The 22,921-nt window shown below is 68.1% G+C and carries 27 protein-coding genes and 1 pseudogene; 11 read left to right on the top strand and 17 right to left on the bottom strand.

Going from position 1 to position 22,921, the window contains the following annotated elements; genetic code table 11:
- Positions 1-4 precede the first annotated feature (4 nt).
- The 3 genes and pseudogenes from ACFQRE_RS09265 (at position 5) to ACFQRE_RS09255 (ending at position 1,177) form a co-directional block, all read left to right on the top strand.
- A complete protein-coding gene (locus ACFQRE_RS09265; protein ID WP_380121408.1) occupies positions 5-535 on the top strand; it encodes an MGMT family protein in 531 nt (176 codons plus the stop codon).
- Positions 532-861, top strand: a pseudogene (locus ACFQRE_RS09260) (pyridoxamine 5'-phosphate oxidase family protein); the annotation flags it as partial. The gene ACFQRE_RS09265 and the pseudogene ACFQRE_RS09260, both read left to right, overlap by 4 nt.
- A 58-nt stretch (positions 862-919) precedes the next feature.
- Positions 920-1,177, top strand: coding sequence for a hypothetical protein (locus tag ACFQRE_RS09255; protein ID WP_380121406.1), 258 nt, complete (start codon positions 920-922; stop codon positions 1,175-1,177).
- Positions 1,178-1,251: 74 nt separating this feature from the next.
- On the opposite strand, the gene ACFQRE_RS09250 is transcribed toward ACFQRE_RS09255, so the two are convergent.
- Positions 1,252-1,656, bottom strand: coding sequence for a DoxX family protein (locus ACFQRE_RS09250; protein ID WP_380121404.1), 405 nt, complete (start codon positions 1,654-1,656; stop codon positions 1,252-1,254).
- Between the two features lie 134 nt (positions 1,657-1,790).
- Here ACFQRE_RS09250 and ACFQRE_RS09245 point away from each other — a divergent pair, with 134 nt between their 5' ends.
- Together ACFQRE_RS09245 and ACFQRE_RS09240 are read left to right on the top strand one after the other, a co-directional pair.
- The gene (locus tag ACFQRE_RS09245) at positions 1,791-2,294 is read left to right on the top strand and encodes a hypothetical protein (protein WP_380121402.1); all 504 of its coding nucleotides are present in this window, start codon (positions 1,791-1,793) and stop codon (positions 2,292-2,294) included.
- A gap of 156 nt (positions 2,295-2,450) precedes the next feature.
- Entirely contained in the window at positions 2,451-3,389 is a 939-nt protein-coding gene (locus tag ACFQRE_RS09240) for a hypothetical protein (protein WP_380121400.1), read from the top strand.
- Positions 3,390-3,407: 18 nt separating this feature from the next.
- Here ACFQRE_RS09240 and ACFQRE_RS09235 read toward each other — a convergent pair whose 3' ends face one another.
- From ACFQRE_RS09235 to ACFQRE_RS09180, 12 genes are all read right to left on the bottom strand, one after another.
- Positions 3,408-3,659 (bottom strand): antitoxin, encoded by a 252-nt coding sequence (locus ACFQRE_RS09235; RefSeq protein WP_380121398.1) that lies wholly within the window; start codon positions 3,657-3,659, stop codon positions 3,408-3,410.
- A 124-nt stretch (positions 3,660-3,783) separates the two neighbouring features.
- Complete coding sequence (locus ACFQRE_RS09230) at positions 3,784-4,137, bottom strand: YciI family protein (RefSeq protein ID WP_380121396.1); 354 nt, start codon at positions 4,135-4,137, stop codon at positions 3,784-3,786.
- A 129-nt stretch (positions 4,138-4,266) separates the two neighbouring features.
- Complete coding sequence (locus ACFQRE_RS09225) at positions 4,267-5,112, bottom strand: GNAT family N-acetyltransferase (protein ID WP_380121394.1); 846 nt, start codon at positions 5,110-5,112, stop codon at positions 4,267-4,269.
- 90 nt (positions 5,113-5,202) lie between these two features.
- Positions 5,203-6,363 (bottom strand): flavodoxin-dependent (E)-4-hydroxy-3-methylbut-2-enyl-diphosphate synthase, encoded by a 1,161-nt coding sequence (gene ispG, locus ACFQRE_RS09220; protein ID WP_380121392.1) that lies wholly within the window; start codon positions 6,361-6,363, stop codon positions 5,203-5,205.
- A 46-nt stretch (positions 6,364-6,409) separates the two neighbouring features.
- Positions 6,410-7,774, bottom strand: coding sequence for a M50 family metallopeptidase (locus ACFQRE_RS09215; protein ID WP_380121389.1), 1,365 nt, complete (start codon positions 7,772-7,774; stop codon positions 6,410-6,412).
- 29 nt (positions 7,775-7,803) lie between these two features.
- A complete protein-coding gene (gene dxr, locus ACFQRE_RS09210) occupies positions 7,804-8,994 on the bottom strand; it encodes a 1-deoxy-D-xylulose-5-phosphate reductoisomerase (protein WP_380121387.1) in 1,191 nt (396 codons plus the stop codon).
- Positions 8,991-9,497 (bottom strand): acyl-CoA thioesterase, encoded by a 507-nt coding sequence (locus ACFQRE_RS09205; RefSeq protein WP_380121385.1) that lies wholly within the window; start codon positions 9,495-9,497, stop codon positions 8,991-8,993. Before ACFQRE_RS09205 ends, dxr begins: the two co-directional genes overlap by 4 nt.
- Positions 9,498-9,511: 14 nt before the next feature.
- Positions 9,512-10,105 (bottom strand): TIGR03086 family metal-binding protein, encoded by a 594-nt coding sequence (locus ACFQRE_RS09200; protein WP_380121382.1) that lies wholly within the window; start codon positions 10,103-10,105, stop codon positions 9,512-9,514.
- A gap of 226 nt (positions 10,106-10,331) precedes the next feature.
- Positions 10,332-10,739 (bottom strand): DUF7878 domain-containing protein, encoded by a 408-nt coding sequence (locus tag ACFQRE_RS09195; RefSeq protein WP_380121380.1) that lies wholly within the window; start codon positions 10,737-10,739, stop codon positions 10,332-10,334.
- A 426-nt stretch (positions 10,740-11,165) separates the two neighbouring features.
- Positions 11,166-11,510 carry a barstar family protein gene (locus tag ACFQRE_RS09190; RefSeq protein ID WP_380121378.1) on the bottom strand — a complete coding sequence of 115 codons (345 nt, stop codon included), beginning with the start codon at positions 11,508-11,510 and terminating at the stop codon, positions 11,166-11,168.
- Entirely contained in the window at positions 11,510-11,998 is a 489-nt protein-coding gene (locus tag ACFQRE_RS09185) for a ribonuclease domain-containing protein (RefSeq protein ID WP_380121376.1), read from the bottom strand. The genes ACFQRE_RS09190 and ACFQRE_RS09185 overlap by 1 nt, the downstream gene beginning before the upstream one ends.
- A 22-nt stretch (positions 11,999-12,020) precedes the next feature.
- Positions 12,021-13,298 (bottom strand): hypothetical protein, encoded by a 1,278-nt coding sequence (locus ACFQRE_RS09180; RefSeq protein ID WP_380121373.1) that lies wholly within the window; start codon positions 13,296-13,298, stop codon positions 12,021-12,023.
- Between the two features lie 158 nt (positions 13,299-13,456).
- Between ACFQRE_RS09180 and ACFQRE_RS09175 the strand changes: the two genes are divergently transcribed.
- The 4 genes from ACFQRE_RS09175 to ACFQRE_RS09160 all read left to right on the top strand — a co-directional run bounded on the left by ACFQRE_RS09175 (position 13,457) and on the right by ACFQRE_RS09160 (position 17,129).
- Positions 13,457-14,320 (top strand): peptidoglycan-binding protein, encoded by an 864-nt coding sequence (locus ACFQRE_RS09175; protein ID WP_380121371.1) that lies wholly within the window; start codon positions 13,457-13,459, stop codon positions 14,318-14,320.
- Positions 14,321-14,372: 52 nt separating this feature from the next.
- On the top strand, positions 14,373-15,230 hold the full coding sequence (locus tag ACFQRE_RS09170) for a phage tail tip lysozyme (RefSeq protein ID WP_380121369.1): 858 nt from the start codon (positions 14,373-14,375) through the stop codon (positions 15,228-15,230).
- A gap of 94 nt (positions 15,231-15,324) precedes the next feature.
- Complete coding sequence (locus ACFQRE_RS09165) at positions 15,325-16,485, top strand: sensor histidine kinase (protein ID WP_380121367.1); 1,161 nt, start codon at positions 15,325-15,327, stop codon at positions 16,483-16,485.
- Positions 16,482-17,129, top strand: coding sequence for a response regulator (locus tag ACFQRE_RS09160; RefSeq protein WP_380121365.1), 648 nt, complete (start codon positions 16,482-16,484; stop codon positions 17,127-17,129). The genes ACFQRE_RS09165 and ACFQRE_RS09160 overlap by 4 nt, the downstream gene beginning before the upstream one ends.
- Here the strand turns inward: ACFQRE_RS09160 and ACFQRE_RS09155 are convergent.
- Positions 17,126-17,563, bottom strand: a complete 438-nt coding sequence (locus ACFQRE_RS09155; protein WP_380121363.1) for a hypothetical protein — start codon at positions 17,561-17,563, stop codon at positions 17,126-17,128. The genes ACFQRE_RS09160 and ACFQRE_RS09155 overlap by 4 nt on opposite strands.
- Positions 17,564-17,666: 103 nt before the next feature.
- On the opposite strand from ACFQRE_RS09155, the gene ACFQRE_RS09150 reads away from it, so the two are divergent.
- Together ACFQRE_RS09150 and ACFQRE_RS09145 are read left to right on the top strand one after the other, a co-directional pair.
- Complete coding sequence (locus tag ACFQRE_RS09150; protein ID WP_380121360.1) at positions 17,667-18,440, top strand: ABC transporter ATP-binding protein; 774 nt, start codon at positions 17,667-17,669, stop codon at positions 18,438-18,440.
- Entirely contained in the window at positions 18,437-19,828 is a 1,392-nt protein-coding gene (locus ACFQRE_RS09145) for an FtsX-like permease family protein (protein ID WP_380121358.1), read from the top strand. Before ACFQRE_RS09150 ends, ACFQRE_RS09145 begins: the two co-directional genes overlap by 4 nt.
- Before the next feature lie 94 nt (positions 19,829-19,922).
- Here the strand turns inward: ACFQRE_RS09145 and ACFQRE_RS09140 are convergent, their stop codons facing one another.
- The 3 genes from ACFQRE_RS09140 to ACFQRE_RS09130 all read right to left on the bottom strand — a co-directional run bounded on the left by ACFQRE_RS09140 (position 19,923) and on the right by ACFQRE_RS09130 (position 22,845).
- Positions 19,923-21,386: an NAD-dependent succinate-semialdehyde dehydrogenase gene (locus tag ACFQRE_RS09140; protein ID WP_380121356.1), complete on the bottom strand. Its 1,464-nt coding sequence runs from the start codon at positions 21,384-21,386 to the stop codon at positions 19,923-19,925.
- 92 nt (positions 21,387-21,478) lie between these two features.
- Positions 21,479-22,576, bottom strand: a complete 1,098-nt coding sequence (locus ACFQRE_RS09135) for a LacI family DNA-binding transcriptional regulator (RefSeq protein WP_380121354.1) — start codon at positions 22,574-22,576, stop codon at positions 21,479-21,481.
- A 44-nt stretch (positions 22,577-22,620) separates the two neighbouring features.
- Complete coding sequence (locus ACFQRE_RS09130; RefSeq protein ID WP_380121352.1) at positions 22,621-22,845, bottom strand: hypothetical protein; 225 nt, start codon at positions 22,843-22,845, stop codon at positions 22,621-22,623.
- Positions 22,846-22,921: the final 76 nt, after the last annotated feature.

Here is a 22,921-nt window from a genome sequence, read left to right as displayed (position 1 = left end):
CGTCGTGGCGAGCGAACTGACCATCGAGCGGGTGCTCACCCTCGTGGAGCTGGTGCCACGGGGTCGGGTGGTCAGCTATGGCGACCTGGGCAAGATGGTGGGGATCGGGCCGCGCCAGGTGGGGTCGTTCATGCGCCACCACAGCGAGGGGCTGACGTGGTGGCGGATCACCAACGCGGCGGGCGACCTGCCAGCGCCCCTGCTCGCGCAGGCCCGCCCGCACTGGGCCGACGAAGGAATCCTCGTCAAGCGCAACGGTTTGGGCTGTCGGATCGCGGACTACCGCGCGGACCTCGAGGCGTTGGAGGCGGCCTACCGGAAGCGCATGGCCGATACCCTCGCCACCATGGGTACAGCGATCCCGCACACGAGCAATCCGGCATCGCGGGCGCTGACCGGTGCGTCGATCACGACCCTCGAAGAGTTGAGCGAGTGGCGGCGGGCTGATGTCGGGGAGCTGCACGGCATGGGGCCCAAGGCTCTCCGGATGCTCGACGACGCCCTGACCGAAGCCGACCTGGAGTGGACACCATGAGCATCGACGAACGCACCGACCACAGGACCGACCATCGCATCTCGTCGGACGCCGAACTCACCAACCTGCTCGGCGAGCCCACCGACGCTGCCCGCGACAAGGTGCGGACCTCGCTGTTGGAGATCGACCGGCAGTGGCTGGCCGCATCGCCGTTCTGCGTCGTGTCGACGTCGGCGCCGGACGGTTCGTGCGACGCCTCGCCCAAGGGCGACCCGGCCGGGTTCGTCCACGTCATCGACGACACGACCATCGCCATCCCGGAGCGCAAGGGCAACCGTCGCGCCGACGGCTACCGCAACGTGCTCGTGAACCCGCACGTCGGGCTGCTCTTCGTCATCCCCGGTCGCGGCGACACCTTGCGGATCAACGGCCGCGCGCACCTTCGTGGCGGACGCGCCGTGGTTCGACGAGATGGTCGTCAAGGGGCACCGGCCCGTGCTTGCGCTGGTCGTCGAGATCGACGAGATCTTCGGGCACTGCGCCAAGGCGTTCATGCGCAGCAAGCTGTGGCACCCCGACACGTGGCAGCCGGGGGCAGTGCCGTCACGGGCCAACATTGCTCACCTCACCGAGCGTCCGCTGGACAGTGTGGTGGAGCTGGAGAAGTACTACGGCGAGACCTACTCGACCGGCCTCTACTGACGCTGGTTGGGTCCGGCAATTCGGCGGGTATGCCGTCCGCTCGCCGAACGCTGCCGGCTCGCGTCGCCTTCTGGTCAGCGGAGCCGACCGCTGGCGCGCAGGGCGGTGCGGATGAGCGGCCACTGCAACGGCAGACGCGCCACTGTCCCCGCGAAGAACGCCTTGGAGCCGGTGTCGCCCTTGCGCTGGGCCCGCTTTGCCTGGTCAGCGCTCATCTGCACATTGGCCGGAAACACCCCGACGAGCAGGGCGGCACTGGCCAGGCCGGCAACCTTGCGAGTGCGCGGGTGGAGCAGTCCGAGGGCGCACACGATCTCGGCGACGCCACTTACGTAGACGAGCTCACGACGACGCGGCAGCGCCTTGGGCACCATCCCTTCGAACGTCCGCGGCCGCACCAGATGGGTGGCACCTGAAGCCAGGAAGGCGGTGGCGAGACCGATGGTGGCCTTGTCGAGCGGCGGGGTCGTGTGCGGCATACCCGTCATCGTGTCAGAGCCGGTGGGAGCGATGGGCCTTGACCAAGTCCAGAGCCGTTGTTGACCGGGCCTTGGCCTGAGCCCTCATAGCGTCGAGACGTTGGCTTCATTCATCGATGCAGGAGGTTTTCATCATGAACATGCTCGCCACTCGCGGCGCCCGCACGGTCGCGGTCGCCGCCGTGTCCGTCGCGGCCGTCCTCAGCGCCGCACCATCCGCCTCGGCAGTCACCAAGCTCACCCACGCCCAGGCCACGGCCCAGCTCTCGGCCGCGGGCATCATGTGGTCATCGAGCGGAGGCTGCAGCAACCGCAACGTGTCGACCTGCACGTCCTTCGACCAGATCAACTCGAGCACCATCAGCGGCATCGTGACGCTGAAGCAGTCCAGTGGGTGCACCATCAACATCACGGGTGGGACCGAGGTCGGTCACGCGTCGGGGACCTACAGCCACTGGAACGGCTACAAGGTCGACATCACGCCCTACACCTGCATCAGCAACTACATCACGGGCACGTTCGCCTACGCCGGGGTCCGCGGCGACGGCGCGACGATGTACAAGTCAGGCGCCGGCAACATCTACGCCCGCGAGAGCAACCACTGGGACATCCTCTACTACAACTGCGGCGGCTGCTGACCCTCCGCCAGCGCCAACAAGGTCATGCCAAACGCGTCAGATCTGCCCCGTTTGGCATGACCTTCGTTGTCCACAGGGCTACCCACGCGCGAGCATTCATCCACAGATCGTCAGGGCCACCTTGCCCTCGATCTCTGCGTTGTCGAGCCTCAGGGGATGGCGTCCCTCTCACCGCAGCAACGCACCGCACTGGCGCAGCAGCTGGCGAGTGCCCAAGGTGGGGTGGTTCACCGGGCAATGCTTCGCGAGGTGGGCATCGGCCGACAGGAGGTGCGGACGGAGACGCGCTCCAGGCGGTGGGTGGCCATTGGGAAGCACACGGTGAGGATCCTCTCGGTACCCGAGAGCCCTGAGGCCAAGTGGTGGGAGGCCGTGTGGGAGACAGGGTCAGGTGCCGTGCTCGACGGGGCATCGGCCCTGGTCGCGCAGGGCATGACCGGGTTCACCCTCGATCGCATCGACGTGTCCATCCCGAGGGAGTCCACGCGACATGACGTCGAGGGAGTGCGCCCTCACGTTCGCCGCCACCCTCCGCCCGTCGTCCAGGCCGGGATCCCCAGGGTCCGCCCCCAGGTTGCCCTGATCCACGCGGCACAGTGGGCTCGGTCCGACCGTCAGGCAGCGCTCCTCATCTGCATGCCGGTCCAACAGAGGCTGGTGCGCCCGAGCTCGGTGCTTGAGGCCTGGCGCGGGGTCACTCGCAGTCCCCGGCGCGACCTCATCGGTTCCGTCATCCACGATGTGTGCGATGGTGCGCACTCCCTCGGAGAGCTCGACTTCACGGCCTGGTGTCGGCGCTACGCCATTCCACTGCCGCGGCGGCAGTCCGTGCGTGTTCTGCCTTCCGGGCGGATCTACCTCGACGCCGAGTGGGACGGACTCGTCGTGGAGATCGACGGTGGCCACCACATGCTCGGGCTCAACCCCGTCGATGATGCGCTGAGAGCCAACGAGGTCGTCCTCGAAGGTTCTCGCGTCCTCAGACTCCCTGTGCTGGGCCTGAGGCTCGAACCGGACGCCTTCATGCACCAGATCAGACGCGCCGTCGACCTCTATGTCATGCCAAACGTGGCGCATCTGCCCCGTTTGGCATGACCTTGCTGCGGCGCCCTCTTAGCCCTGCGGGGTCGTGGGCGGCGGGGTCACGGCAGGAGCGGGCGGGGTGGGAGTAATGCCGAGCCCGGAGCGCACGGCCTTGCCACCCTTGCCGACGTGCGCGGCGTACTTGGGGCCGACCCGCCGACTCACGGCGGCCTCGACCTTGCCGATCTTCGATGACACGGAGTCGGGGTGCTTCTGGGCGTAGTCGCGGGCCTGCTTGGCCAGTCCAGCCAAGGCAGCGAGCTTGATGGCGCCACGTGCCATGTGGTCCTCCTCGATGGTGGGGTGATCTGCTCAGGTGAACTCGCGAGCGGTCCGCAACGTTCCCCCTCATCCTCCACGATCCCCTCCACGATCTCCTCCTCGAACCCGCCAGCGAGTCAAAGCGTCAGCCTTCGAAAGGCCACATCTGGCGCACCTCGATGACACCACCGTGTGCCATCGAGTGGCCGGAGGCGATCTGCACGGCCTCCTCCATCGAGTCGCACTCGAGCACGTCGAACCCGGCGATGAGCTCGCTCGTCTCGGTGAACGGCCCCTGCGTGGCAAGCACTTCACCGCCGCGCACCCGCACGCTGCGCGCCTCCTCCACGGGCCGCAGCCGCTCGCCCATGATGTACTTCCCGGCGTCGTTGGCGCCCTGCCACCACTGCTCGACGTCGGGTGCTCCGTCGCGGTCGGCCTGCGAGGGCGGCTGTGGCGAGTCCGCGCGGTCGCGGCAGACGAGCATGAGGAACTGCATGGTGTGGCCTTTCGTCGTGGTGCACACGGGTCGTGCACCGGTCGTGCCCTGGTAACTGGGATGACGAGCCAAGAGCGGGTGATTCGACAAACGCGACCGAGTTTTCCTGGTGGCCGCCCAGGCCCCAACTCAGAGCAGGACGGTGGTGAAGTCGCCCACGGGCGAGAAGCCCAGCCGCTCATAGGTCGCGAGCGCAGCCGCGTTGAAGTCGTTGACATAGAGCGACACCATCGGCGCGGGCCCGGCCATGACCTGCTCCATCACCGACGCCAGCATCGGTCCGGCCAGGCCCTGACCGCGCAGCCGCGGCGCCAGCCACACCCCTTGCAACTGCGCGCACCCGAGCGCCAAGGACCCGATGTCGGTCTTGAAGATCACCTCGCCGTTCTCGACGACCACATACGTGTGCCCCTGCGCGACCAGCGCCGCAAGCGACCCGCGATAGCCACGCGAGTTGCCCGTGAAGGGCGCATACCCGATCTCGGCCGTGAACATGTGGACCGCGGCAGGCAGGATCAGGTCGACCTCATCGGCCCGAGCCACCCGCACGCGCGGATCCAACTCGATTCCCAGCGCCGACGGTGGCGTCGACGTCGCGAGCAACGGTTGGTGGGCTCGCACGGCCCGGGGCGCGCCCCAGTGCGGCTCCACCGCGTTCCACAGGTCGACGACCTCGTCGCGCGGACCGAGCAACGACGCAACGCGACCCCGCCAACGACGGATGCGCTCGGCATACAGGATTCGCGCCTCCGCCGATGTCTCGACAGGCACGACGTTCGCGCTCGCCCAGCACACAGAGGTCAGCCGCCCGTCCTCGCGCACCCCCATCGCCGCCGACAGCGTCCCCGTCGGCACCGACTCGAGGATGCGCGCGGCCACGAAGACGTGCGCCGGGACATTGCGCGAGCAGAGCTCGAGGGCGTCGTCGACGTCGGATCTGGTGAGCGACCTCACCGGGGTGCGGGTGCGAAGCACGGGTTCAGCCTAAGCGGCGAGACGCCGTCTCACGTGCGGTCGTGCATCAATTCACGAACGAGGCGTATGCCGTCCGCTCGCCAAACCCACTCAGCTGACGGTGACGCTCGGCGCACCTGCGGAGGCCTCGTCCATGGGCTCGCCCATTTCCTCGGCGATGCGCATGGCCTCTTCGATGAGGGTCTCGACGATCATCGACTCGGGGACGGTCTTGATGACCTCGCCCTTGACGAAGATCTGGCCCTTGCCGTTGCCGGACGCGACCCCGAGGTCGGCCTCACGGGCTTCACCGGGACCGTTGACGACGCAGCCCATGACGGCGACACGCAGCGGCACGGTCATGCCCTCGAGCCCGGCAGTGACCTGCTCGGCCAACGTGTAGACGTCGACCTGGGCGCGGCCACACGACGGGCACGACACGATCTCGAGCTTGCGCGGCTTGAGGTTGAGCGACTGCAGGATCTGGTTGCCGACCTTGACCTCCTCGACGGGAGGGGCCGACAGGGAGACCCGGATCGTGTCACCGATGCCCTTGGAGAGCAGCGCGCCAAAGGCCGTGGCCGACTTGATGGTGCCCTGGAACGCCGGACCGGCCTCGGTGACACCGAGGTGCAGGGGCCAGTCGCCGCGCTCGGACAGCAGCTCGTAGGCCTTGACCATGACGACCGGGTCGTTGTGCTTCACCGAGATCTTGAAGTCGTGGAAGTCGTGCTCCTCGAAGAGCGACGCCTCCCAGACCGCCGACTCGACGAGCGCCTCGGCCGTGGCCTTGCCGTACTTCTTCAGCAGACGCGGGTCGAGTGAACCGGCGTTGACACCGATGCGGATGGAGACGCCCGCATCCTTGGCCGCGGCCGCGATCTGCTTGACCTGGTCGTCGAACTGGCGGATGTTGCCCGGGTTGACACGCACGGCCGCGCAGCCGGCGTCGATCGCGGCGTAGACGTACTTCGGCTGGAAGTGGATGTCCGCGATGACGGGGATCTGCGACTTGCGCGCGATGGCTGGCAGGGCCTCGGCGTCATCCTGGGTCGGGCAGGCCACCCGCACGATGTCGCAGCCGGAGGCCGTGAGCTCGGCGATCTGCTGCAGGGTCGCGTTGATGTCGGTCGTCGGGGTGGTCGTCATCGACTGCACCGAGATGGGTGCGTCGCCGCCGACCTCGACCTTGCCGACCTTGATCTTGCGGGTCTTGCGACGCGGCGCCAGCACGGGGGCGGGCAGGGACGGCATACCGAGACCAACAGTCATGTCACCCATTATCCGGTATGCCGTCCGCTCGCCTGTCCGCGCACCCTCAGCCGCCGAGGTTGATCGGGTTGACCAGGTCGGCATAGATCAGCAGGGCCGACATGACCAACAGACCCAGCGACACGGCATACGCAACGGGTAGTGCCTTGGCGACGTCGACGTGACCGGGGTCGGGGTTGCCGCGTGCCTTCGCCCAGCTCTTCTTGACGCCCTCCCACAGGGCGCCCGCGACGTGACCGCCGTCGAGCGGCAGCAGCGGGATCAGGTTGAAGATGAAGAGCATGAAGTTCAGCGAGGCGATGAGCATGACGAGGAACCACGCCTTGTCGCTCCACGACTCCCCCACGAACTCGTCGAGCTTGCCGGCCGAGACATCGCCCGCGACGCGACCGACGCCGACCACCGACATGGGGCTCTCGACGTCGCGCTCCTGACCGGAGAAGGCGGCGTTCCAGACGCCGACCATCTTCTGCGGAATCTTGACGATGGCCCCGGCAGTGCGCCAGAGGTTGTCGCCGATGATGCCGGGTACGGCGGTGATCGGCTGCGTCTCGTAGTCGAGGACACCCGCCGAGGAGATCCCGAGGTAGCCGGTCTCGACGACCTTCTGCGTGCCGTCGGCATCAAGGATCGGCTGACCCGCGTCGTCATAGGCGGGCAGGGTGTTGAGGATCGGGGTGACAGTGAGGGTCTTCTCGGTGCCGTCGCGCAGGACGACGATCGAGGTGGGCTGGTCGACCCGGGGACGCACGAGGCGACCGACGTCGGCCGACGACTTGACGGCCACACCGTTGATCGACGTGATCTCGTCACCGGGGAGGACGCCGGCGGCGTTGGCCGGGGTGGCGGGCGCGCCCGCACAGCTTGGGTTGGTCTTGGCCTCGTCGACCGTCTTGACGCACTGGGCGACGCTGGCGACGCGGGCGCCGTCCTGCAACGCGAGCATCCCGTGGGCGGTGACGAGGACGGTGAGGAGCACGGTCCCGATGACGAAGTTCATGAACGGGCCGCCGAGCATGATGATGACCTTGCGCAGCACCGGCAGCTTGTAGAAGACGCGGTTCTCATCGCCGGGGCGCATCTCCTCGAGCGAGGCCTTGCGGGCCTCGTCGGCGAGCTGGCTGAAGCGGCCGGTGGACGAGACCCGGACCTTGGTGGGGTCCTCGCCGGCGCGGGGCGGGAACATGCCGATCATCCGGATGTAGCCGCCGAGCGGGATCGCCTTGATGCCGTACTCGGTCTCCCCGCGCTTGCGTGACCACACGGTCGGGCCGAAGCCGACCATGTATTGGGTGACACGCACGCCGAACCGCTTGGCCGGCACGAGGTGACCCACCTCGTGCAGCGCGATGGACGCAGCCACGCCGAAGGCGAGGACGAGCACGCCCACGATGTACGCGAGAACGGTCATGTGTGGAACCTCAGCGCCTTCCGGTCTGATCAGAGGCCAAGTTCGGAACGAGCCTGCCCCCGGGCCCACGCGTCGGCGTGGAGCACTCCTTCAACGGTCGACGCGTCGAATTCACTCCCAGTATGCGCTCCCGCGTGCTCATCCACGACCCGCTCCACGCAGTCCACGATGTCGACGAAGCCGATCCGCCCCTCGTGGAAGGCGTCGACGGCGACCTCGTTTGCGGCGTTGTAGACGGCGGGGAAGGTCCCGCCCGCCTCGCCGACACGTCGGGCGAGCCGCACGGCCGGGAAGGCCTCATCGTCCAGGGGCGCGAACTCCCACGACTGCGCTTTGGTCCAGTCGCAGGGTTCGTCGATGTCGTCGAGCCGCTCCGGCCAGGACAGCCCGAGCGCGATCGGCACGAGCATCCGGGGCGGCCCGAGCTGGGCGATCGTCGACCCGTCGCGGAACTCGACCATGGAGTGGATCTGCTGCTGCGGGTGCACGACGACGTCGATCCGGTCGTAGGGGATGTCGAAGAGCAGGTGCGCCTCGATGACCTCGAGACCCTTGTTGACGAGGGTCGCGGAGTTCGTCGTGATGACCCGGCCCATCGAGAAGTTCGGGTGGGCCAGGGCTTGCTCGGGAGTGACGTCCTTGAGCTTGGCGCGCGTCTTGCCCCGGAAGGGACCGCCGCTCGCGGTGACGACGAGACGGCGCACCTCTTCGGCGCGACCGCCGCGCAGCGACTGGGCGATGGCGCTGTGCTCGGAGTCGACGGGGACGATCTGGTCGGGCTTGGCTGCGCGCCGCACGAGGTCGCCGCCGATGATGAGCGACTCCTTGTTGGCGAGCGCCAGGGTCGAGCCTGCCTTGAGGGCGGCGAGGGTGGGGCGCAGGCCGATCGACCCGGTGATGCCATTGAGGACGACATCGGCGCCGACCGCGGCAGCCGTCATCGCTGCTTTGTCCCCGACCACAATCTCCGGTGAGTATGCCGTCTTGCCCAGCTCTGCGGCATACGCACCGATCGCGGAGCGAACGTCGTCAGGCGCGCCGGACGCGACGGCGACGAGGGGTACGTCGAAGTCGACCGCCTGACGGGCGATGAGGTCGATGTTGCTGCCTGCGCTGATCGCGATGAGGGTGAAGCGGTCGGGGTTGCGGCCGATGACGTCGAGGGCCTGCGTGCCGATCGAGCCGGTCGAGCCGAGGAGGGAGACGGAGCGCTGGGTCACGCGTTGTCTCCGTTCTCACGCGAGGCGGCGATGGCGGCGCGCATGGCGAGGCGGTGTTCGCGGCGGATCTCGGCCTCCCGGAAGCGGCGGCGCTCCTCGGTGGTCTGGAGGTCCAGGGCCGGGACGGACTTGGGCTTGCCGTCGGCATCCACGGCGACGAACACGAGGTAGGCGCTGGCGACGTGGACCCGCTCGGTGACGGCATCCCAGCGGTCGACCTCGACGCGGACGCCGACCTCCATGGACGAGCGGCCGGCCCAGTTGAGCTGGGCGCTCGTGTGGAGGACGTCCCCGACCCGGACGGGCGTCAGGAAGCTCATCTCGTCGAGCGCCGCCGTGACCGCGGGCCCTCCGGCATAGCGGTTGGCGACGACACCGGCGGTGCTGTCGACGGCCTTCATGAGGTTGCCGCCGTGGACGGTGCCGAGGAGGTTGGCGTCGTAGGCGCGCATGATCTCGGACAGCTGGACGTTGGTCTCGCTCGGTGTCGTCACGCCCCACATCCTGCCAGCGGCGCTCAGCCCTTCTTCCGCGCCTGCCACCGTGGGTCGCGGCCGGTGCGGGCGATGACGCGTTCGAAGTCCGTCGGGGTGTGCGAGGGATCCACTGCGGCGAGGAACATGCCCGGCGTGCCTGCCGGGTCGAACCCCTCGGCGTAGCCCTTGAGCGCCTCGACCGTGGCGTCGTCGACGTCGAGGCTCTGCCCGGTCGCGGCCGCGAGGTCCCAAGCGTGGAAGGTGATCTCGCCGAGGGCCACGAGGCCCATCACCTCGGCCGGGAGGTCGACGCCGCCGGCCCGCGTCATCCCGGTCCAGGCCTCGGGCTGCTGCCACGCGTCAGCGAGGCGGCTGGTCCGTTCGAGGATCTCGTCGCGCCAGTGTGACGAGGCCTCGGGCCACCCGTTCTCGTCGGGGTTGGTGTCCGTGAGCGGGCCGAGCTCCTTGTCGGCAGCCGCGCGAAACGCCATGGTGAGCCCGCTGATGTGGGCCAGCAACTGGGAGACCGTCCGCCCCTCGCACGGAGTCGGGTGGTCGAGCTGCGCATCATCGACGTGGCGCACGACGTCGCGGAGCCGCTGGGCTGCAGGACTCAGATCAGGTGGGTTCGTCATGCCCTTCACCGTCCCACACTGGGCGAATGCGCAGCAATCGAATGCGTCTCAGGCCGCGGTGCGGAGCCCATTAGCGCAATGTTCGAGCCGCAAAGCCTACTCGCTCGCCCCTGCTTTCGTTCCACGGTGCAGCAATCCCTAATGTCGCGTACGCGGGTAAATCAATCCCGGACATGTCCAGTTTCTTAGCGACTGGACTGAACACGTCGAGCAAGTCGCTCAGCCATTAGGAGTTCAATAGCCATTCGAGATTGATGTCACAGCTTCGCAAATCGAGTCGCAACTTGGCCATGAATAGATTGACGACGCCGACCATTTCGGAACGATCAAGTACGGAGCTGTGGATCTCCGGAGCGAACGAAGACGTGAATATCCACCCGCCCTCACTTTGCAGGACGCTCACCACGCCTTTTTCCTCGAAAGACATCGAGTCGAACACGAAATCACGCCCCTCCTCGCCCTGCAACCAGCGATGCAACGACCGGGCCAATTCGCAAATAGGGAATGACGGCTCCTCGAAGAGAAGCACACCATCGTCAACAAGGCGAAGGAACGCATCAACGCCTACCAGGTAATCAGCTACAGTTTGGCCCCGAACGTCGTCCGTTGCAAGGTCTGAATAGGTAAGAATCACTCCCACTCACCACAATTCACAAGGAACGCCTTTATTCTCGGTCTCCGAACGCATCGACTCGACCTCAACCCGCGACTCCTGACGCGCAGCAGCCAGCTTGGCCTCGACCAACGAGAACTCAGAACTCACAGCCGTGGACGATCCAACACGAGCTGCCGTGCGCGATTCTGCGGGGGCCGTCGGAGCGGCTAATCCAAAGACGGCAACCGCGCCAGTTATGGACACGCACGCGCGCCAGCCAAAAGCCTTCACTTCCCTACGCCCCATCACACTGGCGGCCCACTCAGGACCGCGACACTGGCCGGCTGTGTGCCGATCAGCGAGAACCATGACAGACCCACGGATGCCCCAACGACCAATTTTGCCGAGTCTTTACCTTTCCCGGGCCAAACATTGACCCAACCGTCGTCGCGAACGTGCTCTGACTCAGCGGTCGATGATCGTGACGTGGACGCTCTTGTGCGTCTCGTCAAGCTCGGCCAGCACGGACTCGATCCCCGTAGCGGCGTGGGGGTCCGAGCGCCGCAGAGCGGCCGCGTCGTCCCAGACGATCTCCCACTCCCCCTCGCTCTCCCTGGCCAGTGTGTCGAGGCAGTCGGCGAGCGCGTCGAGGTTCATGCCGAACCACTCGGGGAAGTTCAGCTCCTGCGAGAACGCCTCAAGCGTCGCCGCCTTGGTCGCGCCGCCACGCACGACCTGCACTTGCCGCCCTTCCTCGACGGCATCGGCGATGAGCCCCTCGAGGTCGACCTTGTCATTGAGAACGCGCATCACTGCCCCTCCTGGATCTGCCGGAAGCTGTCGTAGTGGTCGTCGGTCCAGTACCTGTCACCATCGGCGCCACCGATGATTCGCCGGGCACCGCGATCGCCGGATCCGGGTGTCTCCACGGTGTATTCGCGGTAGTAGTCCTTCGTCTTGCTGGGCAGGATCCCCTCACGGTTCTGGAAGGTCTTGTCGTCCTGGTCGTACTTGTACGGTCCGCCCGCGCGGATCAGCACAAGGGTCTCCTTGGCCTGCGTGGGCAGCTCCGACTCGGCGATCTTGTCCAAGCCCGAGTCGGGAGTGTTCGTCGGGTATGCCGTCCCGCTGGGTCCGGAGGTCGCCGAGGCCTGCGCGCCCGGGGAGCCCGTGGAGGCCGTCGAGTCATCGCGAGATGCCAGCCACCAGACCCCCGCGACGAGCGCGATGACGAGCAGCGGGGCCAGCCAGCTGAGGGAAGAGCGCGCTCCGGTCAGGGGTTTCGACACGTGCGCCATTGTGCCCGGTGCGCAAGGTTTGTCAGGGCAGGGCGTTCCAGGTCTCGACGAAGTTCTCCGGCAGGGCGCGCGACCCCTTGCCCCCGGACTCAAGACGGCGTGCGACGTCGAAGGAGTAGTCCTCATCGCCCAGATGCAGGTTGAGCGTGGTCCCGACGGGTACGTTCTCCTTGACCAAGGGCAGCACCGTGCGCAGGTCTCCACCCGGTGGTGCCGAGATCGTCACCATCGGTGCACCATCACGACCTTCGCCCTCACGCCAACCGATCGCGCTCAGCTCGCCGCTGGCCAGCAGGGCCGAGTAGTTGTCCAGGTGCTCCACGGCTTGGCCCGCGCTGACCTCGAAGTCCGCCCCGGAGTCGACCGTCCAGCTCGGATTGTCCGACCCCTGGGTGGTGACGTGAAGATTGAGAGGCCCTGCCGCGACCACCAGCGGCAGTCCGGCGGCGACCGTGGGTGAGACGTCTGTGGCGTGGTCGACACAGACAACGAGCTGTCGCGGCGAGGCAAAGCGCACCGAGTAGACGCCGGGCAGTGCCCCCAGCCGAGTTCGCAGTGCCGCGGCGCCGGCAAGCAGATCGTCACCGCCGTTTCCTGCGCCCTCCGTCAACGTGAGCACGACCTCGGGGGCGACAGCCGCCACGGCCGCACGCACCTTGGCTCCGTCCACCCCCGGTTGGACGTCGATGGTGAGCCCGGAACCCGTGAGTTCGAACGTGTTGAGGTCCAACTCGTCCACCGCACCCACGGCCTGCGCCACGTGGGGTGCCAGCTCTCGCCACAGGCCGTCGACGTCACCGAAGGGGTACGTGACGTGACCCTCGACCCGCAGGTCCCTGAGGGAGTCGTCCTTGGCCACCGCCGACTGGACCGCAGGAATGTCCGCAGTGAGATCAACGAGCTCACCGGCATACCCGTCCTCGCAGGCGAGCGCACCAAGGAGGGACGTCGACGACGCCAGCAGCTGCCCGCGCAACGCGAGGTGTGGGGTGCGCTTCGCGTCCGAGGCCGAGCAGATCTCAATCCCGTTGGCCCACACCTCTGCCGTGGCCGTGCCGACGAGTTCGGCAACGGCGGCTTCTGCGGTCGCGAGGTCGGCTGTCGACGTCTTGGGCGACAGGGTGACCTTGGCGTGGAAGGTCCCCGCAAAGGGCAGGACGTTCTCGGCCGCGATGGAGACGCTCTCGATCGACGGACCCACCCGTGCCCTGAGCGCTCGCTCGAAGTCGGCACCCTTGGCCGAGCCCTTGTTGACCTCGGAGCATCCGCCGAGCATCAGCGCCGCCACGAGCAGCACCACCGATGCAGTCCCCCACCTCACACGTTCCACAGGGGAAGTGGACCATACGGATTCCGGCGATCCCGGTTCTGCATCGCCCAACGTGCGCACTGCGGGCGCTGCGCCCCTCCCAGATTCCTCAACAGGCGGTATCGCAGTCCGCGGGGCAGGATGACCGCATGGGGGACATGAAGAGGTCTGACAGCGCACGAGTCGCACTCGGTCGGAGGGTGTTCCTCGCCGGCTCAGGTGCCGCAGTGCTCGCGACCATCGGCGCTCGGCCCGCCATGGCGGCGCTCCCCGCGGTCGACATGGAGAAGGTCCTGCTGGCTGCTCAGTGGGACCCGGTCAAGGCCGGCACAGGCATCACGCCGGGCGCCGGACCGAGCGTGACCCTGGTCGAGCAGGCGCTCGTCGCCCGCGGCCTCCTGGACAGTCAGTACGTCGGCGGTCACTTCGGAAGCGTGACCCGCACGGCCTACGCCGCGTGGCAGCGTTCGCTGGGCTACACCGGACTGGGTGCCACCGGCCTACCAGGCAAGGCATCGCTGACTTCCCTTGGCGCGCAGCGGTTCTCGATCACTCGGCCGGTCACGCCCGGTGGCCGGACGACGTTCCAGGGCTTTCCCTTCAACACGCGCACGGTTGCGATGCTGGCTGAGGCACGGCTCCTGGCCGGCAAGGCGTTCGTCGTCGAGCAGGGGTCCTACTCGCCCGACGTCGACCCGACCTCTGCCGGGACTCACGACGGCGGAGGAACAGTCGACCTCGACGCCGAGGCGCTGACCCCCACGCAGCGCACCGCAGCTGTGACGGCGCTGCGTCGCGTTGGCTTCGCAGCCTGGCTGCGCAACCCGAGCCAGGACGACTGGCCCTGGCACATCCACGCCGTCGCCACCAACGACACCGACCTCTCGCTGTCCGCGCAGAAGCAGATCGGCGCGTATTACGAAGGCCGCAACGGACTGTCGGGCAACGCCCCCGACGACGGGCCCCAGGTCACCAAGGTCACCTGGGAGCAGTACCTCCGCAACCAGCCCTGACCCCACTCCGCGACCAGACTTCCCGTCCGCATGCAGCCCAAGGAGAGAATCGATGACCACCCGTCGTTCCGCGCGTCGTACCGCGTTCCTACTCACCCCTCTTGCCACGTTCGTCATGATCCTGGCGGGAATCGCCCTCCCGTCGAGCGCCCAGGCCGCTGACCGCGATGGCGTCTGCAACGACGGCGAGTTCTGCTACTACTACAACAGCAATCAGGCTGGCTCCGTCTCCGACTTCACCGGATCGATCGGCGACTACGGCGCAACGCAGCCGGCCTGCTACGAGTTTCGGGGTCCCGGCGCCGGGCAGGGAATCTGCGTCAAGAACAACGCCGCGTCCGTGTACAACCGCAGCACCAAGCCCGTCACCGTCTACTACAACAGCGACTACCAGGGCACCTCGCAGACCATCGCCGCAGGGGCCAGGGCCAACCTGATCACCGCCCTGAAGAACAACAACGCTTCGCACAGCTTCTCGCTCAACAACCAGCAGGCGGCGTTCAACTACTTCGTCGGCGCGGGCTACACCAAGGTGCAGTCCGCCGGCATCGTCGGCAACCTGATGCAGGAGTCCGGCAGCAGCATCGACCCGCGGGCCGCACAGCCCGGCGGCGCCGGTCGCGGCATCGCCCAGTGGAGTGTCGGCGGGCGCTGGGACCGCGACGCCAACGACAACGCTGTCTGGTACGCCGGCACGCAGGGCCAGTCGGTGTGGTCCCTGAACCTGCAGCTGAAGTTCATCACCTACGAGCTGAATACCTTCTCCGGCTTCGGCAAGGCACAGTTGAGGGCGGCCACGACCATCGACGCCGCCGTCACTGCATTCGAGTCCAAGTACGAGCGGTGCGGCACCTGCGCCCACTCCACCCGCGTGCGCTACGCCCAGCAGGTCTACAACGCCTACGCGTAGGCGCGCCCTGGCCCAGGGCCATACAACTTCAGAGGTATGCCGGTCCGTCGCCTGACGGACGACGTGCGCCTTGCGCGCGACCTAACCTTGCGCCATGACCGATGTGTGGGGTGACCAGCGAGCGACGCGTCGGCAGCTGACCCTGGACATCATCGGTGCCGTCCTCTTCGGGCTCGTGATGCTGGCGATCCACGTGAGCCTCGGCGTCGGCGCCGCGGTCGCCACCGTGCTCTTGGCCTTTGCGTTGGGCGTGCGGCGGGTGTCGTGGCAGGTCATGTCGCTCTTCGCCTTCGCCGGCGCCGTCTCGCAGGTGCTCGGTTCGGACATCGCCTACCTGGCCAACGCGGCATACGCCGTGTCCTTCTTCGCTCTCGGGTCGCACCGCGACGCGCGGGTTCGCCGGTTCGGACTGGCCGCGGCGGGGGTCGCCGTGGCGGGCGCGGCGACCTACGGGCTCCTGCGCGGCGCAGGCGATGTGGGTGGGTTCACGGGGTGGGCCACGGCCATCGGTCTCGGCTCGATCGCAGCGGTCTTCGTGTTCGGCGGATGGGTCGCGGGCTACCTGCGCTGGCAGCGCCGTCAAACCGTGCAAGCGCGTGTCGACGCCCAGCTCGAGGTGGTCGAGCGGCGGCGTGTGACCGAGCTCTATGACATCGAGCAGGAGCGCCGCCGGATCGCCGCCGACATGCACGACGTCGTCGCGCACTCCTGGGCTGTCGTCGCCGCGCAGAGCGATGGCGCGCGATATGCGTTGCAGGACAACCCTGCTGGCGCCGAACGCGCTCTCGAGGTCATCGGCGAGACGGCTCGCACCGCGATCACCGACCTGCGCACCATCGTCGCGCAGCTGCGCGATCCGGCGCTCCAGCCGAGCACTCCTGGCTACGCGCAGCAGGCCGAGCTGATCGATCGGATGCGTGCCTCCGGGATGGACCTCGAGGTCATCGAGACCGGCGCGCGGGACGAGTCGCCCCTCATCGCTCTCACCGCACATCGGCTCCTCGGCGAGTCCCTCACCAACGCCCTCAAGCACGGCGACCTCTCGGCTCCGGTTCGCGTCGCCGTCGACTGGACCGACGGCTACCGTCTCAACGTGACCAACCAGGTGAACGGGTCGGCGACCGGCGAGCCATCGGGCGGGCACGGTCTCATCGGCATGGCCGAGCGGACCACGGTGGCGGGCGGAACGTTCTGCGCCGGACGCGAGGGCGACCAGTGGATCGTCTCTGCGCACGTCCCGGGCAGCCCCTCATGACGATCCGCGTCGCCCTCATCGACGATCAGGCCCTCTTCCGGGCCGGGATCGCGATGGTCGTCGGCAGCCAGGACGACCTGACCGTCGTCGGTGAGGCGGGCGACGGCGGCGAAGCGGTCGCGCTCATCGAGACCTCTCGTCCCGACGTGGTCCTCATGGACGTGCGTATGCCGCGTGTCGACGGTGTCGAGGCGACCCGCCGGATCGTTGCGCGCTTCGGCGAGGACGGCCCGCGCGTACTCGTCCTCACGACCTTCGACCTCGACGAGCTCGCCGCCGACGCCATCGAGGCTGGTGCGTCCGGCTTCATCCTCAAGGAGGCGCGTCCCGAGTTCCTGTTGGCCGCGATCCGGGCCGTCGCCGACGGGACGCAGGTGGTTGCAGCCGGCGCGACCCGGGCCGTCTTCGAACGCTTCCGGGAGCGGGCCACGGCCACACCGGGTGCCGACTACAAGCGGCTCACCCCACGCGAACGCGAGATCCTGCTGCGCGCCGCCCAGGGCCTGTCGAACGCCGAGATCGCGGCCGCCGAGTTCCTCTCCGAGGCGACCGTCAAGACCCACGTCTCACGCATCCTGGGCAAGCTCGCCCTGCGCGACCGGGTCCAGCTCGTCGTCTATGCCTACGAACACGGCCTGCTCTAGCTGCGAGGCATCCGTCGCGGGCGGTTGATGAAGCCGTGGATCGGGCGCAGCTGCCCCAGCGGCGCAAAGAAGCCGAGCACGCCCTGGTCGATGACGAGCCGCTCGACCCCCTGCGTCGTGAACTGGTCGCACAGGTCGAGCACGCCGGTCGTCGGGACGCCGAGCACCTGGCTCGCCTCCTCCTCGCTGAACCCGCTGGCGAGCGCGAACTCCCGCGCCCGAGCACCCGTGGTGAACGCGAGGAGTGACGGCACACCGTCGACCACCCCGACGAGCGGCGCCACGTCCGGCATGGTGCCGCGAGCGACGAAATACCACTGCTCCAGCTCGAACATCGCCTGCCACAGGGTCGTCTGGGCATCGACGTCGCTGCCGGCAGCACGAGCCGCGTCGGAGAGGGCGTCGATCGGGTTGGTGTCCGGTGTCTGGCTCATACGTCGAGCCTACGTTCTGCCCAACGGCATACACCCCACGATGTATGCCGGTTGGTCCCATGGCCGGATGTGCTGCGGTCCCAGCGTCCCTAGCGTTGCAGGCATGAACTCAGAATCGTTGCAGCACAGCACTGCTCAGCCCGTCGTCTCACTTCGTCGGGTCTCCAAGATCTATGGCGAGGGCACCGGCAGGGTGGCCGCCCTCGACGAGGTCACCGTCGACATCCACCGCGGTGGGTTCACCGCGATCATGGGACCGTCGGGCTCGGGGAAGTCGACCTTCATGAACGTCGCGGCCGGTCTCGACGACGCCACGAGCGGGGAGGTCATGCTCGCGGGCTCCGCCCTGACCCACCTCGGCGACGATGCCCGAACCACACTGCGTCGTAGCGAGGTCGGCTTCATCTTCCAGGCATTCAACCTCGTCCCGACGCTGTCGGCCCACGAGAACATTCTCCTGCCCTTCGAGCTCGCCGGTCGTCGCATCGACGCCGATCAGCAGGCGTGGATCGACCACCTCGTTGGCACGCTCGGTCTCGCCGACCGCATCACCCACCGGCCGAGCGAGCTCTCCGGTGGCCAGCAGCAGCGCGTCGCCATCGCCCGCGCCCTTGCCTCGCGCCCCTCGGTCATCTTTGCCGACGAGCCGACGGGCAACCTCGACTCCCGAAGCTCGCGCGAGGTGCTCACGTTGCTGCGCACCGCTGCTCGCGAGTACGGCCAGACCATCGCCATGGTGAGCCACGACCCGGTCGCTGCCTCCTACGCCGACCGCATCCTCGTCATTGCCGACGGCCGACTCGTCGGCGACCACGGCGCCCTCACCCCGCAGCAGATCTCGGACCTGCTCATCGGCTTCGAGGTCGGTGCCGCATGAGACGCAACCTCACGCTTGGCAGCCTTCGCGAGCTCGGGACCGTAGGTCTCGTGGCCGGGTTGTGCGGAGCGTATGCCGCGATCCTCATCATGACGTCGTCGATCCTCACGACGCTGAGCACCGAGTCGGGCGGCGCGATGTCGCTGATGCTCGGCATCGTCGCGGGAGTCTTCATCCTGATCGCCCTCTATGTCGGCGCGGTCGTCATCGTGAACGCCGTCGACACGGTGATCTCCGGTCGGCTGCGCCACATCGCCCTGCTCCGCCTCCTCGGTGCACGCGGGCGACAGCTGCGCACGTCGGTCATGCGCGGCACGGCCACGGTGGGAGCTGTCGGCGCCCTGACAGGTGTCGTCGGCGGAACCCTCCTGACCCACCTGGCCCGAGCGATCCTGGTGGCACGCGAGACGCTGCCGGAAGCGGCATACCGATGGGTTGATCCGCAGCTGCTCGCAGCGTTCGGGGCCATCACGATCTCGGCCACGGTCGCCGGCTGGCTGGGTTCTCGGCGGGTCCTGCAGGTGACGCCGGCAGCCGCTCTGGCGGGAGCCGCGGCGTACTCCCCCGCTCCACGCAAGTCCTCGGTCATCCGAGTCATTCTGGCCACCTTGGGAATCGTCGGCGGGCTGCTCGTCCTGACCCTTGGTGCCCTGCTCGGTGAGTCCGAGCCCGGGGTCGGATTCGTCCTCGCCTTCTTCGGGGCCGCTGGGTCAGGCACGGGCCTGCTCATAGGTGCCCGCTTCGTCATCCCGCGCGTCGTCGCCACCTTCAGCCGGCTGCTCGGCAACGACCCAGCCAGCGTCGTCGCCCGACGCAACGCGCTGCTCGATCCGCTGCGTACCACGCGGTCCACGATGGGGCTCGTCATCGGCGTCACGCTCGTCACGACGTTCGCGTCCGGGATGTCGGCGTTGCGGTCGTCGGTGACGTCGTGGGAGATGGATCCCGCTCAGGCGGCTCAGGCCGATCAGGCCCTTGCCGTGACGTCGACGATCCTCATCTGCATCATCGTCATCTCGGCGATCATCGCGGCCGTCGGGTTCGTCAGCACGATGTCGCTCACCGTCATCCAGCGTCACCGCGAGATCGGGCTTCTCCGCTCGCTCGGCTTCACTCGCCGCCAGGTGCGCACGATGATCACGAAGGAGTCCGTCGCGCTGTCAGCATCGGCCGTACTCTTCGGGATCGTGTTGGGCCTCGTCTACGGGTCCGCAGGCGCTCAGGCCCTCATCGGAGGACCGACCGAGGGTTTCGTGTGGGGTATGCCGCTCACTGTCCTTCTCGTCATCGCCGCCGCGGGCGCTGCGCTCGTCCTCGTGGCCTCCCAGGGTCCGGCCCGCCGAGCCGTCGCCGTGGCCCCCGTCGAAGCCCTCCGCATCGACGCCTGAGCAACCCGACTTCGTGCCCCGCACGGACATGCGCAGGAGGCCTTCGGCCGATCGGGCATGTCCGTGCGGGGCACGAAGTCGAACGTGGTGGGGGTCAGGGGTTGAGGGAGACGTAGGTGGTTTCGAGGTACTCGTGGATGCCCTCGAAGCCACCCTCTCGACCGAAGCCGGAGTGCTTGACGCCACCGAACGGGGCCGCGGCGTTGGAGACGATGCCGGTGTTGATGCCGACCATCCCGAACTCCAGCGCCTCGCTGATGCGCAGCACCCGGCCGTGGTCGCGCGTGTAGGCATAGGCCACGAGGCCGTACTCGGTGGAGTTCGCCGCCCGGATCGCCTCCGCCTCGTCGGCGAAGGTCGTAATAGGTGCGACCGGCCCGAAGATCTCCTCGGTGAGGACTCGCGCCCCAGCGGGCACTCCCGTCAGCACGGTCGGCGCATAGAAGTGGCCGCGGCCCGCAATCTTCTCGCCACCGGTCAGCACCGTGGCGCCACGGTCAACGGCGTCGCGAACCAGTTCGTGGACACCCTCCCGGGCCTTGTCGGTGATGAGCGGGCCGACGTCGACACCGGACTTCGTGCCCTTGCCGACGGTGAGCCCGCCCATTCGACGAGCCAGGGCGGCAGAGAACTCGTCAGCCACGGATTCGTGCACGAGGAACCGGTTGGCCGAGGTGCACGCCTCGCCGATGTTGCGCATCTTGGCAAGCATCGCCCCATCCACGGCTGCATCGACATCCGCATCCTCGAAGACGAGGAAGGGAGCGTTGCCACCCAGCTCCATCGACACCCGAAGCAGCTGCTCCGCCGACTGTTCCACCAGACGCCGTCCGACGGCCGTGGACCCGGTGAAAGTCAGCTTGCGCAGTCGCGGGTCGCGGATGATCGGCTCCGACACCACTGCCGTGTCCGCCGTCGTCACCACGTTGAGCACACCGGCCGGTAGTCCAGCCTCCTCGAGCAGCGCAGCGAGCGCGAGCATCGACAGCGGCGTCTCGTGGGCCGGCTTGACGACCATCGTGCATCCCGCCGCGATGGCCGGCCCGATCTTGCGGGTCCCCATCGCCAGAGGGAAGTTCCACGGCGTGATCATGAAGGTCGGACCCACCGGCCGCTGGAGCGTCAGGAGACGTGACCCGCCAGCGGGATTGACGGCATACCGCCCATGGATCCGCACGGCCTCCTCGCTGAACCACCGGAAGAACTCGGCGCCGTAGGCGACCTCACCGCGGGCCTCGGCCAGTGGCTTGCCCATCTCCAACGTCATCAACATGGCGAACTCTTCGACGCGCGCAGTCAACAGGTCGAAGGCGCGACGCAGGATCTCGGCGCGCACCCGAGGTGCCGTCGCAGCCCAATCCGCCTGTGCGGCAACGGCTGCGTCGAGCGCAGCAGCCCCATCGGGCACCGTCCCGTTGGCGACCTCGACCAACACGGACCCGGTCGCCGGATCCTGGACCGGGAATGTCGTGGCACTGAGCGAGTCACGCCACTCCCCCGCGATGAACAGCTGGGTCGGGGCGGAGGAGAGCACGGACTTCTGGGTCACGGCAGGCATACCCCGACCCTATCCACCGAGCGCAATGCAGACAGCCCGACGGCAGGTTGCGAACGGGTTGTCGAGCAAGAGGTCACGCGGAAACGCAGTCGTCAGGAGTGGGCGGGGGCTCCGGTCGAGCCGCGGACGACGAGCTCGGTCGGAAGAGTCACGGCCCGGCGCTTCGTCGTGCGACCGGCCCGACGATCCTGCATCGCGTCGATGAGCATGGAGGCGGCGAGTCGGCCCTTCTCGGTGACGTCCTGCCGGACCGTCGTGAGCTGGGGGCGCAGGCGGGTTGCGAGCGGGTTGTCGTCGAAGCCGACGATGGACAGCTGATCGGGGACCGCGATCCCTGAGTCCTGGGCGTCGAGCAGGACACCCGCGGCGATGGCGTCGGAGAAGGCCAGGATGGCTGTGGTGCCGGGCTGGGCAGCAAGGATCTCGTCCAGGGCACCGCGACCGCCGTCACGCGAGTCGAGGGGCAGCAGCAGGACGACCGGCTCGATGCCGGCAGCGGTGAGCACGTCGGTCCAGCCGGCGAGGCGTTCGATGGAGGCGTAGCCCTGCCCCTGGGCCATGGCCGCCGGAACGATCCCGAAGGGCGGGTCCCCGGCCTTCACGATGAGGGCGATCCTGGTGTGGCCCAGGTCGACGAGGTGTTGGGCCGCTGCCCGGGCGCCAGCGCGGTCCTCGACGTTGACGCTGGAGAAGCCCTTGGCGTTGGGCTGGTCGACGAGGACCAGCGGCAGCTGGCGGCGTTCGACCTGTTCGCGAGCCCCGGTCTGGGGGTCACAGTTGTAGACGATGACGCCGTCCATGGCCACGTCCCGAGCGGGCATGACGTCACCGGACGGCTCGCTCGACAGCAGGGTGAGGGCGATGCCCTGGGGCGACAGGGTCGCAGCGATCGAGCTGAAGAAGGTTGCCGCGATCTCGTCCGTGAACGCGTCCGCTGGGCTGTTGGACAACAACACCCCGATGGACCCGGTCGAGCCGCGAGCCAGAGCGCGAGCCGCCGGATCGGGCCCGGTGTAGCCGAGGTCGTCGGCCGCCTTGAGGACCTTGTCGCGCAGGGCGGCGGAGAGCTGGTCCGGGCGCGAGAACGCGTTGGACACCGTCATCCGACTCACGCCGACCTTGTCGGCGACGGTCTGGAGCGTCACCCTGCCCACGCCCGCCTCGCTCTCGTCGAGCCGGTCGGCTCGCACGGGCGACGCTAGCGCGTCCCCCTGAGTCGCGGGCACGCGGCGGGTCAGCGTGTCGCCGACTGCCGGTAGCCGCACGGCTCCACGGCGCGCGCGCCGCGGTAGAGCAGGCCGGCAAAGCGCGCCCGCAGGGCCGTGGCTCCGCGATAGGTCGGGACGGCTGTCGCGACAGCGGGCTCGCGTGGCTCCGACATGGAGTCGACGCGCGCTGTGTCGAAGTGGCGCCGCATGGCCCTGTCGGCCGTGATCGAGGCGAATGGCAAGAGGTCCATCGGGTGCTCCTTCATGGATTCTGTACCGCTACAGTAGTGGCGATCTCTGTACCGGTCAAGAGGCCATGGCAGGATG

The sequence above is a fragment of the Knoellia pratensis genome, from assembly GCF_042666395.1.
Lineage (GTDB): Bacteria > Actinomycetota > Actinomycetes > Actinomycetales > Dermatophilaceae > Knoellia > Knoellia pratensis.
The sequence above is the reverse complement of the archived record's forward strand: the minus strand, read 5'-3'. Positions and strand labels throughout refer to the sequence as shown.